The sequence below is a fragment of the Streptomyces katrae genome (assembly GCF_002028425.1).
GTDB lineage: Bacteria > Actinomycetota > Actinomycetes > Streptomycetales > Streptomycetaceae > Streptomyces > Streptomyces katrae_A.
The window spans coordinates 1,472,675-1,490,127 of record NZ_CP020042.1 but is presented as its reverse complement, the minus strand read 5'-3'; the positions used below and the strand labels follow the sequence as shown (position 1 = coordinate 1,490,127).

Annotated in this window: 14 protein-coding genes; 5 read left to right on the top strand and 9 right to left on the bottom strand. The window is 73.2% G+C overall.

Annotated features, from left to right (window positions below):
* Nucleotides 1-14 precede the first annotated feature (14 nt).
* Nucleotides 15-1,028, bottom strand: a complete 1,014-nt coding sequence (locus B4U46_RS06725) for a GDSL-type esterase/lipase family protein (protein ID WP_079424916.1) — start codon at nucleotides 1,026-1,028, stop codon at nucleotides 15-17.
* A 320-nt stretch (nucleotides 1,029-1,348) separates the two neighbouring features.
* Between B4U46_RS06725 and B4U46_RS06720 the strand changes: the two genes are divergently transcribed.
* The gene (locus B4U46_RS06720) at nucleotides 1,349-2,821 is read left to right on the top strand and encodes an amino acid permease (protein ID WP_079424914.1); all 1,473 of its coding nucleotides are present in this window, start codon (nucleotides 1,349-1,351) and stop codon (nucleotides 2,819-2,821) included.
* A gap of 10 nt (nucleotides 2,822-2,831) precedes the next feature.
* Nucleotides 2,832-3,287 carry an Lrp/AsnC family transcriptional regulator gene (locus B4U46_RS06715; protein ID WP_007262967.1) on the top strand — a complete coding sequence of 152 codons (456 nt, stop codon included), beginning with the start codon at nucleotides 2,832-2,834 and terminating at the stop codon, nucleotides 3,285-3,287.
* A gap of 242 nt (nucleotides 3,288-3,529) precedes the next feature.
* On the opposite strand, the gene B4U46_RS06710 is transcribed toward B4U46_RS06715, so the two are convergent.
* Nucleotides 3,530-4,240 carry a GNAT family N-acetyltransferase gene (locus B4U46_RS06710; protein WP_079424912.1) on the bottom strand — a complete coding sequence of 237 codons (711 nt, stop codon included), beginning with the start codon at nucleotides 4,238-4,240 and terminating at the stop codon, nucleotides 3,530-3,532.
* 282 nt (nucleotides 4,241-4,522) lie between these two features.
* Here B4U46_RS06710 and B4U46_RS06705 point away from each other — a divergent pair, with 282 nt between their 5' ends.
* Complete coding sequence (locus tag B4U46_RS06705; protein WP_079424911.1) at nucleotides 4,523-5,323, top strand: carbon-nitrogen hydrolase family protein; 801 nt, start codon at nucleotides 4,523-4,525, stop codon at nucleotides 5,321-5,323.
* Between the two features lie 69 nt (nucleotides 5,324-5,392).
* Nucleotides 5,393-7,093, top strand: coding sequence for a flavin monoamine oxidase family protein (locus B4U46_RS06700; RefSeq protein WP_079424909.1), 1,701 nt, complete (start codon nucleotides 5,393-5,395; stop codon nucleotides 7,091-7,093).
* Nucleotides 7,094-7,273: 180 nt separating this feature from the next.
* Here B4U46_RS06700 and B4U46_RS06695 read toward each other — a convergent pair whose 3' ends face one another.
* The 4 genes from B4U46_RS06695 to B4U46_RS06680 form a co-directional block, all read right to left on the bottom strand.
* Complete coding sequence (locus B4U46_RS06695) at nucleotides 7,274-7,891, bottom strand: hypothetical protein (RefSeq protein ID WP_079424908.1); 618 nt, start codon at nucleotides 7,889-7,891, stop codon at nucleotides 7,274-7,276.
* A gap of 42 nt (nucleotides 7,892-7,933) precedes the next feature.
* Complete coding sequence (locus tag B4U46_RS06690; protein ID WP_079431602.1) at nucleotides 7,934-8,575, bottom strand: DUF5995 family protein; 642 nt, start codon at nucleotides 8,573-8,575, stop codon at nucleotides 7,934-7,936.
* A 76-nt stretch (nucleotides 8,576-8,651) separates the two neighbouring features.
* Nucleotides 8,652-10,052 (bottom strand): uracil-xanthine permease family protein, encoded by a 1,401-nt coding sequence (locus tag B4U46_RS06685; protein WP_079424906.1) that lies wholly within the window; start codon nucleotides 10,050-10,052, stop codon nucleotides 8,652-8,654.
* Nucleotides 10,053-10,115: 63 nt separating this feature from the next.
* Nucleotides 10,116-11,345 (bottom strand): MFS transporter, encoded by a 1,230-nt coding sequence (locus B4U46_RS06680; RefSeq protein WP_079424904.1) that lies wholly within the window; start codon nucleotides 11,343-11,345, stop codon nucleotides 10,116-10,118.
* Between the two features lie 141 nt (nucleotides 11,346-11,486).
* Between B4U46_RS06680 and B4U46_RS06675 the strand changes: the two genes are divergently transcribed.
* The gene (locus tag B4U46_RS06675) at nucleotides 11,487-12,572 is read left to right on the top strand and encodes an ROK family transcriptional regulator (protein ID WP_237293283.1); all 1,086 of its coding nucleotides are present in this window, start codon (nucleotides 11,487-11,489) and stop codon (nucleotides 12,570-12,572) included.
* A 72-nt stretch (nucleotides 12,573-12,644) separates the two neighbouring features.
* On the opposite strand, the gene B4U46_RS06670 is transcribed toward B4U46_RS06675, so the two are convergent.
* The 3 genes from B4U46_RS06670 to B4U46_RS06660 all read right to left on the bottom strand — a co-directional run bounded on the left by B4U46_RS06670 (nucleotide 12,645) and on the right by B4U46_RS06660 (nucleotide 17,402).
* Complete coding sequence (locus B4U46_RS06670) at nucleotides 12,645-13,847, bottom strand: hypothetical protein (protein ID WP_079424900.1); 1,203 nt, start codon at nucleotides 13,845-13,847, stop codon at nucleotides 12,645-12,647.
* Between the two features lie 266 nt (nucleotides 13,848-14,113).
* Entirely contained in the window at nucleotides 14,114-14,878 is a 765-nt protein-coding gene (locus B4U46_RS06665) for an SDR family oxidoreductase (RefSeq protein ID WP_079424898.1), read from the bottom strand.
* Between the two features lie 154 nt (nucleotides 14,879-15,032).
* A complete protein-coding gene (locus tag B4U46_RS06660) occupies nucleotides 15,033-17,402 on the bottom strand; it encodes a chitinase C-terminal domain-containing protein (protein ID WP_079424896.1) in 2,370 nt (789 codons plus the stop codon).
* Nucleotides 17,403-17,453 lie beyond the last annotated feature (51 nt).

Genomic DNA, 17,453 nt, shown 5'->3' with positions numbered 1-17,453 from the left:
ATGGCGTGTTTCACTCACCCGCCGTCGAACCCGGCCCGCCGCAGGGCCGTGACCACAGCGAGGCCGAGGATCCGGTGTCCGGCGTCGTTGGGGTGCAGCCCGTCGGCGAGGTGTTCGGGCCCCAGCAGGTCCCGGCCCGGCAGCAGGGCCAGGCGTCCGTCCCCGGCGGCGATCCGGTCGCGGGCGGCCCGTTCCATGGCGTCGCGCAGGGCGCCCAGGGTGGCGCCGAGCCGGTTCGGGGTGCGTTCGGCGTCCGGGCGCAGCACGGGGGAGAGCAGCAGCAGCGGGGTCCGGGGGTGGCCCTGGCGGATCAGGTCGAGGAAGACGCGGGTGGTCTCGTACAGCAGGGCGGGCGTGTAGGGGACGCGGGTCCAGCAGTTCGTGCCGAAGGCGAGGGTGAGGACGTCGGCGGGGAGGGCCGCCAGCTGCTCGGCGGTGGCCAGCTCCCCGCGCGCGGCGCCCGCGTACCCGAGGTTCACGGTGTCCCAGCCGAGCGCCCGCCCGGCGACGGCGGGCCAGCCGTGGGCGGGGCGGGTGGACCACCAGCCCTCGGTGATCGAGTCCCCGTGCACCACCCACCGCGGGGCGGGCGGGGCCGGGGCGAGGGTCCCGCCGACCCCGCGCACCCCCAGGACCCGCGGGGACTGCGCCTCGGGCGGGTGGACGGTGAAGGGCCCGGGCCCGCCGGGCAGGGGGACGCGTACGACGGCCTCTGCGGCGGGGTCGGTGAAGACCTCGTGGACCAGCCCGTGGCGGTCCCACAGGCAGAAGCCGTGGGCGAGGTCGCGCAGGGCGTCCGTGGGGCCGGGGACGGCGGCCCGGTAGTGGATCTCCACCGCCCGCGCCCCGTGGGCCGTGAACTCCAGCCGGACCCCGATCGGCAGGGTGGCCCGCTCGCCGGTGTCCCAGGGCAGCCGCTCGGTGTCGGCCGGGTCGGCCCGGACCGGCCGGTCCCGGTCCAGCCAGGCGATCCCGCGCAGGAAGGGGCCCGGATCGAGCCAGGCCGTGGCCGTGCCGTCTGCGTCCATGGCGGCACGCTGCGACAATTCTGACGGGCTGTCAAGAACGGCGATCAGGGGAGTCCGCGCATTGATCGAACATCCGCGTGCAACAAAGGACCATCCAGGACAGATCCGCGCAACGATCGTGCGCCAATGTGCAAGGATGGTGCATTACGGGCGGTATCACTCAGCTCGTAGGCTCACCCCCTGTACGTGGAGTGGCGCGGACCGCCTGCTCGGCGGTCCCCCCATGCCCAGACGGGCTCCCATCCGTCTGTCAACTGCTCCGGACCGCTGCGGTCGACGCCCGAACCGTCCCCATCCCGCAGTGTCAAAGGAGTCCCCTCGTGCTCGATCAGGGCCAGGCACCCCCGCTCTCCCAGGAGACGCGCAAGCCCGTGAACCCGCTCATGCGGCGCAAGCCGGTCGAGCGGCTCGTCTCCGAGGGCGGGCAGGGCGAGGGCGGCTCGCTGCGCCGCTCGCTCACCATGTGGCAGCTGACCATGATCAGCATCGGCGCCACCCTGGGCACCGGCATCTTCGTCGTCCTCGGCACCGCCGCCCCCAAGGCCGGCCCCGCCGTGACGATCTCCTTCGTCCTCGCGGGCCTGACCGCCCTGTTCTCGGCCCTCTCCTACGCCGAGCTGGCCGGCTCCGTCCCGGTCTCCGGCTCCTCGTACTCCTACGCGTACGCCACCATGGGCGAGCTCATCGCCTGGATCTGCGGCTGGTGCCTGGTCCTGGAGTACGCCGTCTCCGTCGCGGCCGTGGCCGTCGGCTGGGGCCAGTACCTCAACGAGTTCCTCGACGGGACCATAGGCGTCACCATCCCGGGGTCGGTCTCCGCGCCGCTGGGCGACGGCGGGTACATCAACCTGCCGGCCCTGGTCGTCGTCCTGCTCTCCATGGTCTTCCTGATGCGCGGCGCCAAGGAGAGCGCCACCGTCAACTCGATCATGGTCGCGGTGAAGATCGTCACCCTGCTGCTCTTCATCGGCATCGGCGTCATGGGCATCAAGGCCGGCAACTACACCCCGCTCGCCCCCCTGGGCATGAGCGGCATCGCCGCCGGCGCCTCCACGCTCTTCTTCTCCTACATCGGCTTCGACGCAGCCTCCACCGCGGGCGAGGAGGCCAAGGACCCGAAGAAGGACCTGCCGCGCGCGATCATGCTGTCGCTGGCCGTCGTCACCGTCCTCTACGTCCTCGTCGCCTTCGTCGCCGTCGGCGCCATGCCGTGGAAGGACTTCGCGGGCACCGAGGCCGCGCTCGCCCAGATCATGACCGACGTCACCGGCACCAGCGTCTGGGGCGTCGTCCTCGCCGCCGGCGCCATCGTCGCGATCTTCTCCGTCGTCTTCGCCGTCCTCTACGGCCAGACCCGCATCCTCTTCGCGATGTCCCGCGACGGCCTCGTCCCCAAGGTCTTCGCCAAGGTCGACGAGAAGACCGGCGCCCCCCGCGCCAACGTGGTCATCGTGTCCCTCTTCTGCGGCGTCCTCGCGGCCTTCATCCCGCTGGGCAAGCTCGCCGACGCCACCAGCATCGGCACCCTCTTCGCCTTCGGCCTGGTCAACGTCGCCGTGATCATCCTGCGCCGCACCAAGCCCGACATGCCGCGCACCTTCAAGGTGGCGCTCTTCCCGGTCACGCCCATCCTGGGCGCCATCGCCTGCGGCTACATGATGTTCGAGCTCGATGCCGCCACCTGGATGGTCTTCGGTGGCTGGATGATCGTGGGCCTCGTGTTCTACTTCCTGTACGGCATCCGCCGCTCCCGTCTGGCCACGGAAGAAGAAGTGGCCACAGCAGAGAAGTGATCCATCCGCAGTGCGACTGAACGATCTCGACGAACGTATCGTGCACGCCCTCGCCGAGGACGCCCGCCGCTCCTACGCCGACATCGGCTCCGAGGTCGGCCTCTCCGCCCCCGCCGTCAAGCGGCGCGTGGACCGGCTGCGCGCCGAAGGCGCCATCACCGGGTTCACCGTCCGCGTGGACCCGGCGGCCATGGGCTGGGAGACCGAGGGCTTCATCGAGATCTACTGTCGCCACAACACCTCCCCGGACGACATCCGGCGGGGGCTGGAGCGGTACCCCGAGGTGGTGTCCGCGTCGACCGTCACCGGCGACGCGGACGCCCTCGTCCAGGTCTTCGCCTCCGACATGCGCCACTTCGAGCGGGTCCTGGAACGCATCGCGGGCGAGCCCTTCGTGGAGCGGACCAAGTCCGTCCTCGTCCTGTCGCCCCTGCTGCGCCGCTTCACCTCGGGAGCACCCGCGTAGCGTCCGCGCCCCCGCCCCCGGCGGGGGCGTCGCCGTATCCGTCGTATCCCCGCGGAGGGGCCGGCCCACCGGCTGAGGGCACACGGGGACGGAAGCCGGGCGGACCGCCGGCCGGCCGCTGATCTGCGTGTTCATCGCTTCGGCCGGCCGGTGCCCGCCCGGGCCCCCGTCTGCGCCGACGCTACGGGAGGCCCGGGCGGCACTCAATGAACCGCGTGTTAAACCGTGGGACGTAGACCGGGCTACGGCCGGATCGCGGGGGCCGCGGGCGTGCGCAGCCCGATGAAGACCGGCTCCCGGCGGAGCACGAAGCCCATCGACTCGTACAGCCGGATCGCCGGGATGTTTTCCGCGGCCGCGTGCAGGAACGGGACGTCCCCGCGCTCCCGGATCCCCGCGGCCACCGCACGGATCAGCAGTCCGGCCAGCCCCCGGCCGCGGTGGTCCGGGTGGGTGCACACCGCGCTGATCTCCGTCCAGCCCGGCGGCCGCATCCGCTCCCCGGCCATCGCCACCAGCCGGCCCTCACGGCGGATCCCCAGGTACGTGCCCAGCTCGACGGTGCGCGGCAGGAAGGGGCCCGGCTCGGTCAGCTCCACCAGCGCCGTCATCTCGGCCACGTCGGCCGGCCCCAGCCGCACCGCCTCCGGCGCGGCCTCGGCCCGTACCGCGGACCCGTCCAGCTGCACGCCCGGGATGCACCGCACCGTCTCCCAGCCGGCCGGCGGCGTCGGCAGACCGGTCAGCCACACCTCCCGGCCCGGGCCCACCAGTGCCGCCAGGTCCGCCCAGGCGGCCGGATCGGCCGGGTCGGCGACGGCCGCGAACGGGTTCGCCGCCGGCAGGTAGCGGGCGGCCCCGCGCCCGGAGTACTCGGCGAAAGCGCGGTGCGGGCCCGTCAGCGCGGCCCAGACCGGGTTGTCCAACGGGGCGGCGGGGTTCTCGGGGGACATGCGGTGCGGGGTCCTTCCTCGGTGACGGCCGCCCTCGGCCTCCCCGCGCGGCGGCACGGGACAGGGGCGACGGCGGAAGGGTATGCCCCCGCAGCCCCCGGGAGCAGCGGATTTACGGGCGGGCTCCGGCGCCCCCAGGACCCCCGCGCAACGATTCGCCGCGGAAGCGGTGGAAAGCGCAACGAATCGATGAGGCCGACGCAACGCTGACGGCTTGTCCCGGTCGAACGCCCGAACGTACCGTTTTACGACCCCCACCCCACCTGTCACAGAGGTACGCCCATGCCCCCGCTGCGCACCGCACTCCTCCAGAGCTCCGGACGGCTCGGCGACAGCGCCGAGAACCTGAAGCGGCTCGACGAGGCCGCGGCGCGCGCCGCACAGGGCGGGGCCGGGCTCCTCGTGACCTCGGAGATGTACCTGACCGGCTACGCGCTGGAGGTCGGGGACATCGCGGGCCTGGCCGAGCCGGCCGACGGCGAATCGGCCCACGCCATCGGGGGCATCGCCCGGCGCCACGGGATCGCCGTCCTCTACGGCTACCCCGAGCGCGACGGCGACACGGTCTACAACTCGGCCCAGCTCATCGGCCCCGACGGGGCCCGGCTGGCGAACTACCGCAAGACCCACCTGTTCGGCTGCTTCGAGCAGGAGGCCTTCACCCCCGGCGACACCCCCGTCGTCCAGGCGGACCTCAACGGCCTCCGCGTCGGCATCATGATCTGCTACGACGTGGAGTTCCCCGAGAACGTACGAGCCCACGCGCTCGCCGGGACCGACCTCCTCCTGGTCCCGACCGCGCAGATGCACCCGTTCCAGTTCGTCGCCGAACAGCTGGTCCCCGTCCGGGCCTTCGAGAACCAGATGTACATCGCGTACGTCAACCGGACCGGCCCCGAGGGCGAGTTCGAGTTCGTCGGCCTCAGCTGCCTCGCCGGCCCGGACGGGGCCACCCGCACCCGCGCCGGCCGCGGCGAGGAGATGGTCCAGGGCGAGGTCGACCCCGAGCTGCTCCGGGCCTCGCGCGAAACCAACCCGTACCTGCGCGACCGCCGCCCCGGGCTCTACGCCTCCCTCGTCTGAGGCCCGCCCGCACCCGCTCTTCCCCGCCCGCCCAGCCCTGCCTGCTCTGCCGCAAGGAGACGTACCCCCATGACGTCCACGGTGCCCACCACCGCCGTTCCGCACGGCGACGGACAGCTCCCGCCGATCACCATGTTCGGCCCGGACTTCCCGTACGCGTACGACGACTTCCTCGCCCACCCGGCGGGCCTGGGCCAGATACCGGCGACCGAGCACGGCACCGAGGTCGCCGTCATCGGCGGCGGCCTGTCCGGCATCATCTCCGCCTACGAGCTGATGAAGATGGGCCTCAAGCCCGTCGTCTACGAGGCCGACCAGATCGGCGGCCGCCTGCGCACCGTCGGCTTCGAGGGCCCGGGCACCGAGGGCCTCACGGCGGAGATGGGCGCCATGCGCTTCCCGCCCTCCTCCACGGCCCTGCAGCACTACATCGACCTGGTGGGCCTGCAGACCCAGCCCTTCCCGAACCCGCTCGCCGAGGCCACCCCCTCGACGGTCGTGGACCTCAAGGGCGAGACCCACTACGCCGAGACCATCGCCGACCTCCCGCAGGTCTACCGCGACGTCTCCGCCGCCTGGAACGCCTGCCTCGACGAGGGCGCCGACTTCTCCGACATGAACCAGGCGATGCGCGAGCGGGACGTCCCGCGCATCCGCGAGATCTGGGCCAAGCTCGTCGAGAAGCTCGACAACCAGACCTTCTACGGCTTCCTGTGCGAGTCGGAGGCCTTCCAGTCCTTCCGCATGCGCGAGATCTTCGGCCAGGTCGGCTTCGGCACCGGCGGCTGGGACACCGACTTCCCGAACTCCATCCTGGAGATCCTGCGCGTCGTCTACACCGAGGCCGACGACCACCACCGCGGCATCGTGGGCGGCTCGCAGCAGCTGCCGCTGCGCCTGTGGGAGCGCGAGCCCGAGAAGATCGTCCACTGGGCCCAGGGCACCTCGCTGTCCTCCCTGCACGAGGGCGCCCCGCGCCCGGCCGTGACCCGGCTGCACCGCACCGCGGGCAACCGCATCACGGTCACCGACGCGAACGGCGACATCCGCACCTACCGTGCCGCGATCTTCACCGCGCAGTCCTGGATGCTGCTGTCCAAGATCGCCTGTGACGACACGCTGTTCCCGATCGACCACTGGACGGCGATCGAGCGCACCCACTACATGGAGAGCTCGAAGCTCTTCATCCCCGTGGACCGCCCGTTCTGGCTGGACAAGGACGAGGAGACGGGCCGCGACGTCATGTCGATGACCCTCACGGACCGCATGACCCGCGGTACGTACCTCCTGGACAACGGTCCGGACCAGCCGGCCGTCATCTGCCTCTCGTACACCTGGTGCGACGACAGCCTCAAGTGGCTGCCGCTGTCCGCGAACGAGCGGATGGAGGTCATGCTCAAGTCCCTCGGCGAGATCTACCCCAAGGTCGACATCCGCCGCCACATCATCGGCAACCCGGTGACCGTGTCGTGGGAGAACGAGCCCTACTTCATGGGCGCGTTCAAGGCCAACCTGCCGGGCCACTACCGCTACCAGCGCCGCCTGTTCACCCACTTCATGCAGGACCGCCTCCCCGAGGACAAGCGCGGCATCTTCCTCGCGGGCGACGACATCTCCTGGACGGCCGGCTGGGCCGAGGGCGCCGTCCAGACCGCCCTGAACGCGGTCTGGGGCGTCATGCACCACCTCGGCGGCTCCACGGACGCCACCAACCCCGGTCCGGGCGACGTCTACGACGAGATCGCCCCGGTCGAACTCCCGGAGGACTGACCCCCTTCACGCGCCGCTCGCACGGCTCGGCCCCGGCGGGCCTCCCCGGCTTCGCGCCGCTGCGCCGGACTCCGTCCGTCGGCCCCGCCGGGCACCCGTTCCCGCCCCGAGGGCCGGTGGGGCTGACACCAGCCCCGCCGGCCCTCGGGGCGCTGTGCTCACCCGAGCGGAGGGACCGGCTCACACCTCGCGCGCCCAGATCAGGCGCTGCCGGTGCCGGAAGCCCGCGCGGACGTCGCCGCGCTGCGGCCCGTGCGGCAGCGGGGGCGGCCGTCGGCCCAGTCCGAGGCCGCACCCCGCGCACAGGGTGTACCGCCCGTGGCCGCTGCCGTCCCACTGCACCGTTCCCCGGTCCCGCGCGCACACGGGGCACGCCCCGTCCCGCCTCTGGTCGCCCTCGACGTCCAGGCGGCCCCGCATCACCCCGGGCATCACTTCGGCGAGGCAGACCCCGGGATGGAACTCCGGGTTCGGCCAGAACAGCCCCTGCGCGGGCTCCGGCGGCTCCGGCCTGCGCACTCCGGCCCGCTTCTGGGCCCGCCGGCCCACCCGCCACACCGCCATGGCGTCCAGCCACAGCAGCCGCGCCTCGTGCAGCTCCTCCACCGCCCGCACCAGCGACCCGGGGTCCTCGCCCAGTTCCCGGGGGATCCCGGCGCTGCGGCACAGGTGGTGGTAGGTGGCGTAGAAGCCGTACGGACAGAACACCGTCAGGCAGGTGCGCAGCGCCGACAGCCGCCGGTGGGGCGGGAGCGAGGCGTCGTGCACCCGGAGCCGGTGCGTGGCGAAGCTGGGCATCCGCACAGCCTAGGAAGGGGGCGCTCCGGCCGCACCGGGGTTTCAGCCCGTCGGGGTCAGCAGGCAGCGGCCCACCAGGCCCACGCCCGCGTCCAGGGATTCCTCGAACTCCTCCGCCAGGTCGGGGGAGCGGCGCAGGGCCCACAGGAGGCGGGCCGCCGCCCAGGCGCCCGCGCGGGCGCGTTCCAGGCTCCAGGAGCCCAGCAGGTGCGTCAGCGGGTCGGCGATCTCCAGGAGGTCCGGGCCCGGCATGAGGTCCTCCCGGATGCGTTCCTCCAGGGAGACCAGGGTGTCGCCGACCCGGTGGAAGTCCGCCTCCAGGGCCGTCGGCGTGCAGTCCAGCACCCGGCAGGTGGACACCACCGCCAGGGCCAGGTCGTGCCCGATGTGGGCGTTGATCCCGGCCAGCGCGTACTGGAGCGGGCGCACCCCGGGGTGGCGGCGGTACTGCAGGAGCGGGCGCCAGCAGGCCGGCGCACGCTCCGACTCCACCGCCGTCAGGTACCGCTCCGCGAACCGCACGCTCAGCGTCTCGGCCCGCCGGGGCTCGGGGAAGCCCCCGCGCCCGATCCGCTCGTGCAGGGTCTGCGTCACGGTCAGGTACACCCGGTTGAAGACGGCCACGCCGTCCTGCGCCGGCAGCCGCTCGTCGAGGACGCGCATCCGCGCGAGTACCGCTTCCATGGAGGACAGCGTCACAGCCCCCGCGCCCGGCGCGGGGAACTTGGCCGTGGGCTTCGCCGGTTCGGGCGAAACACCGTCAACCCCGCTTGTCCCGGGGTTCCTCGGCGGCGTCGTCGTAGGCGGACGTGCCCGAGTCCAGCAGCGGCTCCTGCCGCTTGAGGTGCTCCGGGGCGAAGTAGCGCAGCGCGTGGTAGCCGGTGATCACCACGATGGTGCCGAGCGCGATGCCGCCCAGCTCGAAGCTGTCGCTGAAGTGCAGCTTGACCCCGCCGACGCCGATGATGATGCCCGCGGCGGCCGGGACCAGGTTCAGCGGATTGCGCAGGTCCACCCGGCCGTGGAGCCAGATCTGCGCGCCGAGCAGGCCGATCATGCCGTACAGGATCACGGTGATGCCGCCCAGCACCCCGCCGGGGATCGCCGCGACGACCGCGCCGAACTTCGGGCACAGGCCGAAGAGCAGCGCGAAGCCGGCCGCCGCCCAGTAGGCCGCCGTGGAGTAGACCCGGGTGGCGGCCATGACCCCGATGTTCTCGGAGTACGTGGTGTTCGGCGGGCCGCCCACCGCCGTGGACAGCATGGACGCCGCGCCGTCGGCGGCGATGGCCGTGCCGAGCTTGTCGTCGAGCGGGTCGCCCGTCATCTCGCCGACGGCCTTGATGTGCCCGGCGTTCTCGGCGATCAGCGCGACCACCACCGGCAGCGCGATCAGGATCGCCGACCACTGGAACGACGGCCCGTGCAGGGCGGGCAGCCCGATCCAGTCGGCCTTGCCCACCCCCGAGAGGTCCAGCCGCCAGTGGTCCACGGCCTCGGTCCCGCCCGCCGGGGAGTGGATCTTGCCGAAGACCAGGTCGGAGACCCACGAGATCCCGTACCCGAACACCAGGCCCAGGAAGATCGCGATCCGCGACCAGAACCCGCGCAGGCACACCACCGCCAGCCCGGTGAACAGCATCGTCAGCAGCGCCGTCCACTGGTCCTGCGGCCAGTACGTGGCCGCCGTCACCGGCGCCAGGTTGAACCCGATCAGCATGACGACCGCGCCCGTCACCACCGGCGGCATCGCCGCGTGGATGATCCGCGCCCCGAACCGCTGCACGGCCATACCCGCCAGGAACAGGGCCGCGCCGACCACGAACACCGCGCCCGTGACCACCGCGCTGTCCCCGCCGCCGGCCCGGATCGCCGCCGCCACGCCCACGAAGGACAGGGAACAGCCCAGGTAGGAGGGGACCCGTCCGCGCGTGGCGAGCAGGAAGACGGCGGTGGCGATGCCCGACATCATGATGGCCAGGTTCGGGTCCAGGCCCATCAACACCGGCGAAACGAAACTGGCGCCGAACATCGCGACCACGTGCTGGGCGCCGAGCCCGGCGGTGCGCGGCCACGACAGCCGCTCGTCCGGCCGCACCACCGCGCCGGGGGCGGGGGTCCGCCCGTCTCCGTGCAGGGTCCAGCGCAGGCCGAAACCCATGTTCCACCACTTCCGTTCCGCCGAGAGGTCAAGGATCATGACCGCAGGGCGGCCAGCCATATATTACGGCCGGATAGCAGCGGGTTCGTCCCGATTGACGGCATGCGCGCCGCCGCCCGCCCCGGCCTTCGGCCGCAGCACCGCCGCCCCCGCGACCAGCGCGCACGCCAGCAGCGTCACCAGGCCGAACGAGACCACCAGCGAGGTCGCGTCCGCCACCGCCCCGATCGCCGAAGGGGCGATCAGCCCCGAGGTGTACGTGATGGTCGCGACCCCCGCGATGGCCTGCGCCGGGGCCGGCCCGCTGCGCGCCGCCGCCGCGAAGGCCAGCGGCACCACCACCGCGATGCCGAGCCCGATCATCCCGAACCCCGCCATGGCCGCCACCGGCTGGCGGACCGTCACCACCAGCAGCCCGCCGGCGCCGGCCAGTGCGCCGCCCGCCCGGACCGTGCGCACCGCCCCGAACCGGTCCACGACGCGGTCCCCGGCCAGCCGGGCCACGGCCATGGTCAGCGCGAACGCGGTGGTGGAGGCCGCGGCCACACCGGCCCCGGTGCCCAGCACGTCCCGCAGGAACACCGCCGACCAGTCCAGGCTCGCCCCCTCGGCGAACACCGCGCAGAATCCCACGGCCCCGATCAGCACGGCCGCCTTCGGGGGCCGGGCGAAGCGCGGCGGCGCCTGCTCCTGCGGCCGGCTGCGCAGGTCCAGCACCCCGCGCACGGCGACCAGCCCGGCCGCGGTCAGGGCGAGGGCGGCGATCAGGTGGTGCAGCCGGGCGTCGGTCGCGGTGTGCGCGGCGACCGTGCCGGCGGCCGAGCCGAGCAGGGCGCCGACGCTCCACATCCCGTGCAGCGAGGACATGATCGAGCGGCCGAGCCGGTCCTCGGTCTCCACCCCGAGCGCGTTCATGGCCACATCCGACAGGCCGGCGGCGGCCCCGTAGGCGAAGAGGGCGCAGCAGAGGGTCGCCGGGTTCGGGGCCAGGCCCGGCAGGACCAGGGACAGGGTCCACAGCGAGAGCAGCCCGCGCAGGGCCGCGCGGGCGCCGAAGCGGTGGTTGACCCGCCCGGCCAGCGGCATGGCGACGGCCGCGCCGAGGGCGGGGAAGGCGAGGGCCAGGCCCAGGGTGCCCGCGCCGACCTGGGCGTGCTCCTGGATCCACGGGATGCGGGTGGCGAAGGAGCCGGTCACCGCGCCGTGGGCGCAGAAGACGGCGGCGATGGAGAAGCGGGCGCGGCGCAGCCTCGCCGGGCCGGTGCCGGGTTCCCCGGCCGTCTCGGTCGTCATGGCAGATAATTATCAGGTAGCCTACCTGATAATTACCACCCTTTCCTTAGGATGGGGTCCGTGACCCCCGTGAAGGCGATATCCCCCGCCGCTGCCGCCGCCCCGGCCCCGTCGCCCGCCTCGCCGAGCACGGCCCGGGCGATGAACGACCGGCTCGCGCTCGAACTCCTCCAGTCGGCCGGGCCGCTGACGGCGACCCAGCTCAAGCAGCTCACCGGACTCTCCCGCCCCTCCGTCGCCGACCTCCTCGAACGGCTCGGCGCGGCCGGGCTGGTCGAGGTCGTGGGGGAGTCCGGCGAACAGCGGCGCGGCCCCAATGCCCGCCTCTACGGGATCGTCGCCCGCAGGGCCCACCTGGCCGCCCTGGACGTCCGCACCGACAGTGCGACGGCCGTGGTCACGGACCTCCTCGGCCGCCCGCTGGCCCGGGCGGAGCTCCCCGTCGACGCCGTCGGCGAGGCCGTGGACCGGCTGGAGGCACTGGCCCGGGAGGCCGGCGCGCAGGCGCTGCACACGGTGGTCGTCGGCGCGCCCGGCCTGGTCGCCCCCGCCTCCGGGGAACTGCGCGACACCTCGGGCCTGCCCGCCTGGCACCGGGACCTGGTGGCCGCCCTCCAGCGGCGGCTGCCCGCCACGGTGGTGGTGGAGAACGAGACCAACCTGGCCGCCCTGGCCGAACAGCGGGTCGGCGCCGCCCGGGACCTGGACTCCTTCGTCCTGCTGTGGCTCGGAGCCGGCGTCGGCGCGGCCGTGGTCCTCGACGGCCGGCTGCGGCGGGGCGCCTCGGGCGGCGCGGGCGAGATCGGCTTCCTGCCGGTGCCGGGCACCGCCGGGCTGCCCTCCGCCGGCGACTGCAGCGGCGGCTTCCACGCCCTGGCCGGTGCGGCCGCAGTGGCCGCGCTGGCGGCGGAGCACGGGTTCGGGGGGCCCGTGGAGGAGGCCGTCGCCGGGGCCGCCGGGGAGGCCTTCCTCGAGGTGCTGGCGGAGCGGCTGGCCCTCGGTGCGGCGGCCGTGGCCGCGGTCCTCGACCCGGGCTGCGTGGTCCTCGGCGGCGGGCTCGGCCGGGCGGGCGGCGATCCCCTGGCCGCCCGGGTCGCCCGCAGCCTCGCCGCCCTGAGCCCCGTGACGACCGAGGTCCGCGCCACCGCGCTGGGTGACCCCGCGGTCCTGGAGGGCGCCCGCCTCGCGGCCCGCGAGGCGGCCCAGGCGCAGCTGTTCGCCGGCTGACGCGGCAGCGGTCCGGGCCCGCCGAGGGGTCCGGGCCCGCCGAGGGGTCCGGGCCCGCCGCGCGGTCCCGGCCTACCGCCGCGTGGGCCAGGGGACGTCGGTCTCGGCCGGCAGGCCGTAGTCGACCCCGTCGACGTTCCAGCCGTACAGGGCCCTGACCTGGCCCATGAACCAGTCGGCACCGGAGCGCGAGGCGTCCAGCCCGCGCCGGGGGTCGGCCCACAGCTCGCGGACCCGGTCCTGGACCCGGGGGTCGAGTTCCCAGCCGTCGAGCCGGATCCGGCCTTCCGCGTCGAGGACGAGCGGGGTGCGGCCCTCCAGCTGGTCCCACAGGTCCACGGCCTGCTCGCTCGTCGTCCGGAAGCCGCCCTCGCCGAGGGCGGTTCGGAGGAAGGCGGTGTAGAGGGCGATGGAGGGGATCGCGCTGGAGGCCTGTGTGACGGCCGCGCCGGCCACCACCGTGAACGCGCGGCCGTCCTTCTCCTTGAGCGGGGCGGAGGCGGCGAGCTCCCGGGCGGTCCGCTCCAGGTGTTCCTTGGCCGCGCCGATGGTGCCTTCACGGTAGACCGGCGCGGTGACCTCCGAGCCGACGTAGGTCAGGGCCGCGGTGGTGAAACCGTCCGCCAGGAGCCGGCGGGAGGCCAGGGCCCGGACCCACAGGGCCCAGTCGTCGCCGCCCATCACCGCTACCGTGGCGCGCGCCTCCGCGTCGGTGCCGGGTTCGATCCGCGTCCACGCCACGGCGGGGTCGTCGGCGGAGAAGTCGAGCGAGGGGGCTTCGTAGGCGGTGCCGAGCGGTTTGATCACCGAGTGGTGGACCTCGCCGGTGGCCGGGTCGGTGCGACGCGGCGCCGCGAGGCTGTAGACGAGGTAGTCGACCGGGCCGTAGTGCTGCTCCAGCAGGTCCGCGATCCGGGTCTTGGTGTCCGCCGAGAACGCGTCGGCGTTCACGAACCGGATGTCGTGGCCGTGTTCGGCGGCGAGTGCCGCGGCGGCCGCGGTGCGGTACCAGCCGGCGCCGGCGGTGCGGCGGCCGGTGTCGGGGGTCTCGAAGGCGACGCCGATGCCGCGGATGCCGTGGCGGCGCAGCCCGGCCAGGACCGTGGCCAGCCCGTAGCCGGCGGAGTGGCCGAGGACGAGTGCGACCGGCCGGCGGCCGTCGGTGCGGGCCGGGATCGCCTGCCACATGTCGCGGACGGTCCGGGCGGCGCCTTCGGGGTGGGAGTTGACGATGAGGAACCCGCGCTGCTTGGGCTCGATCTGGCGAAGGCTCACGAGGTGTCCGTCCTGTCCGGGGAGGGCCGGACGAGGAGGGCGCGCGGGCGGCGCCCTCCTCGTCCGGGAGGGCCACGGACAGCCGGGTGCCGGGGGCGTGACCGGCCGGCGGGGCCGGGGTGCCGCTACCGGGGGCCTGCTCCGGCCGTCCGTCTCCAGGGAGCCTAACCAGGGGTCCGTCGCGGACATGTGACGGTAGGTCACGCAGAAGGCTGCCCGGACCTTGTGGCCTGCGGTCCTTGACATTCCCCGGTGTTCACGGGCCCTCAGGGGCGGCCGGTCCCCCGTTCCCGCCGCTCCAGGTACTCCCCGAAGGTGATCTGGCCGGCCGCACGGTCCGGGGCCAGGATCCCGCCCCGCCGGAACGCGGCGTACGTCCGCCCCGCGAGCGGCACTCCGGCCACCCGCCGCCGGCTGCCCACCGCCGCGAGGTACGCCCGTCCCCATTCCTCCAGGGTCCGGACCTCCGGCCCGCCCATGTCCGCCACCTGCCCCGCCGGATCCGGCACCGCCAGCTCCGCGAGCCGGTCCGCGACCTCCTCCACCGCGATCGGCTGCACCGGTACGCCCTTGGGCAGCGGTACCACCGGCACCAGCGGCAGCTTCGCCATGGAGGCCGTGACCTCGGCGACGAGATCGTGGAACTGGGTGGTCCGCAGGATAGTGACCCCGAGCCCGGAGTCCTCCAGCATCCGCTCCACCCGCAGCTTCGTCCGGTAGTAGCCGAACGGCACCACGTCCACCCCGACGATCGAGATGTAGACGAGGTTGGTGACGGTCCCGGCCCGCCGGGCGGCGGCGATCAGGTGTCCGGCGGCCACGTCGTCGCCGCCGCGCGGGGAGCTCGCGCAGTGGACGACGACCTGCGCGCCCGCCATCGCCGCGTCCAGTCCGCCGCCGTCGCGCAGGTCGACCGGGTAGGCGGCGGAGCTCCGGCTCAGCGCCCGGACCTCGTGGCCCCGGTCCCGTAGCCTGCCGACGACCAGGGCACCGAGATTGCCGGTGCCGCCGGTCACGAGGATCGTGCTCATGGTGGGGGTGTCCTTCCTGGGAGGAGTTCCTTCTGCCAGGGGACAGACGGGGGGCCCGGAACGTGACACCGGCGCGCGGGAGGATGTCCCGGACGTGCGAGGACCCGGTGGCCGCCGGGCCACCGGGTCCTCACGTGCGTTCACCCGCCGGGTGTCAGCAGGCGCCGAGGTCCTGCCAGACGCCCCACTGTCCGGTGGTGCCGGGCTCCTCGTTCTGCGTCCACCACTGGGCCTTCCAGTTGTGGCCCTTGTGCGAGACCACGTTCCCGCCGTTGTAGACCGTGCCCGCCACGTAGGCCGGGTTGGTGCAGGTCCCGCCCGGAGGCGTGGTCGGTGGCGTGGTCGGCGGCGTCGTCGGGGGAGTGGTGGGCGGCGTGGTCGGCGGGGTGGTCGGGGGCTGGCTGCCGCCCGGCTCCGTCATCGTGGTGCCGCGCGCCAGGTCCCCGGCGAGGGCGTAGGTGGTGCCCGAGACGTTCACCGTCCAGTTGGAGGGGGTGGACACCGGCAGGTAGTAGTTGAACGCCAGGTCGACCGTGGCGCCCGAGGCCAGCGACTGCCAGGCCGGGAGCTTGAGCGAGACCCGCTGGAAGTCGCCCTTCAGGCCGCCGGCGTTGCTGCCGGTGTGCCCGCTGCTGATCACCTTCGTACCGAAGCCGGACTGGTCGGAGGCGTTGTCCGGCGCCGAGGTGCCGTAGTCGAACTGGAACTCCGTGCCGCCGGGCAGGGTGGTCTTCGTGTTGTTGGTGATCTTCAGCTTCGGGGTGATCGGGTAGTTGGAGTCGCCCAGCTTGAATTCCGTGAACTCCGTCTTGATGTCCACCGCCTGGGCGGGCAGCGTGCTCCCGGCCTTCTTCGCGCCGTACGGGGAGGCCGCCTTGAACTTGTCGTACATCAGCGAGGTGAGGGTGTCGCCCATCTCGTACTGGCCCTTGGCGGCGTTGTACGCGTAGTCGCCCGCGAGCTCCCAGACCATCGTGCCGCCGATGCCCTTGTCCACGACGTAGTCGGCCTTGGCGGCGACGGACTGTTCGTCCTCCGTCGACAGGAAGACCTTCTTCTGCGCGTTCCACAGCCACGGCGCCACCAGGGTGGAGTCGTACTTGCGGGCGTAGGTGCCGGTCAGCGTGGTGTTCGCGGGGAAGCCGTACGTGGTGACGTAGTCGCCGACGACGCCCTTCTCCAGGTTCTTCGCGTGCCACATCGGGTTCGAGCCCGCCGGGGACTCGGCTCCGTTGGTGTCGAGGTCGTGCCAGAGGTTGTCGATGCCGACCGCGCCGTCACCGCACTTGGTCAGGCCGGCGCCCGCCGGGCAGCTGGTGGCCGGGGCCCTGCCCCACAGGCCGTCGGTGCCGCCCTGCACGTTCTTGAAGCCGCGGGTGTAGTACGGCAGGCCGATGTTGATCCGGCCCGCGGGCATCGAACCGCGGAAGTAGTGGTAGGCCCAGTCGGTGTTGAGGTAGCCGACGCCGCCGTACTGGGATGTGGAGTAGACGCCCGCGGCCGCCAGTTCGGCGTCCTTGCCGTCGTCGAAGAGGGAGGCGTTGGGGCCGACGTACTCGTTCCAGGCGCCGTGCAGGTCGTAGGACATGATGTTGACGTAGTCCAGGTACTTCTGCATCTGGAACGTCTCCATGCCCCGCAGCAGGTAGCCGGAGGAGGGCGCGGCGACGGACAGCAGGTAGTGCTTGCCGTCGGCGGCGCCCGCGCGGTCGAGCTTCTCGCGCAGCGACTTCATCAGGGCCGCGTAGCCCTGGACCAGTCCGGCCCGGCGGGCGTTGGAAAGCTGCCAGTCCAGCGGGTTGCCCGCGTCCTTCATGGTGGTCGGGTACTCGTAGTCGATGTCGACGCCGTTGAACCCGTACCTGCGGATGAAGTCGACCGAGGAGTCCGCGAAGGTGTCGATGCCCGCCTGGTTGACGGAGCCGTCGGCGTTGGTGGCCATCGAGTAGAAGCCGCCGGAGGCCACGCGCTTGCCGTCGTCGCCGAAGTAGCCGCCGGTCTCGGCCCAGCCGCCCACCGAGATGAGCGTCTTCACGTTCGGGTACTGCTTCTTGAACTTGCCGAGCAGGTTGAAGTGGCCCTTGTAGGGGAGGGCCGGGTCCATCTCGGCCCCGGCGACCCCCGGCCAGGTCATCCCGGTGGCGGCGTTGTTCGGGCCGTCCGCGCCGACCGAGATCTTGTTGTCGGAGCCGACGTGGGCGAAGGCGTAGTTCAGGTGGGTCACCTTGGACCACGGGACGTTGTTGGCCAGGTAGGCCGGGGTGCCGTCCTTGCCCGTGCGCCAGCCGGTGAAGTAGCCGATGACGCGTCGCTGGTGGTCCGCGCCCATCTTCTCGCGGCCCTCGGAGTCGTAGACCGAGCAGTAGGGGACGTCCACTCCGGGCGTCTTGTACAGCCCGTCGGGCCGGCAGCTCTCGTTGCCGGCCGCGTGTGAGACGCCGGCGGAAAGCCCGCCGACCAGCAGTCCGGCGATGGCGGCGCCGGATGCCAGGAGCATCGCTCTCGTACGTGTGGGGGACGGCATGGTGCCTCCTGGGGAGGGGAGGATGGCAGGGCCAAATGCGGCAACAGGCGG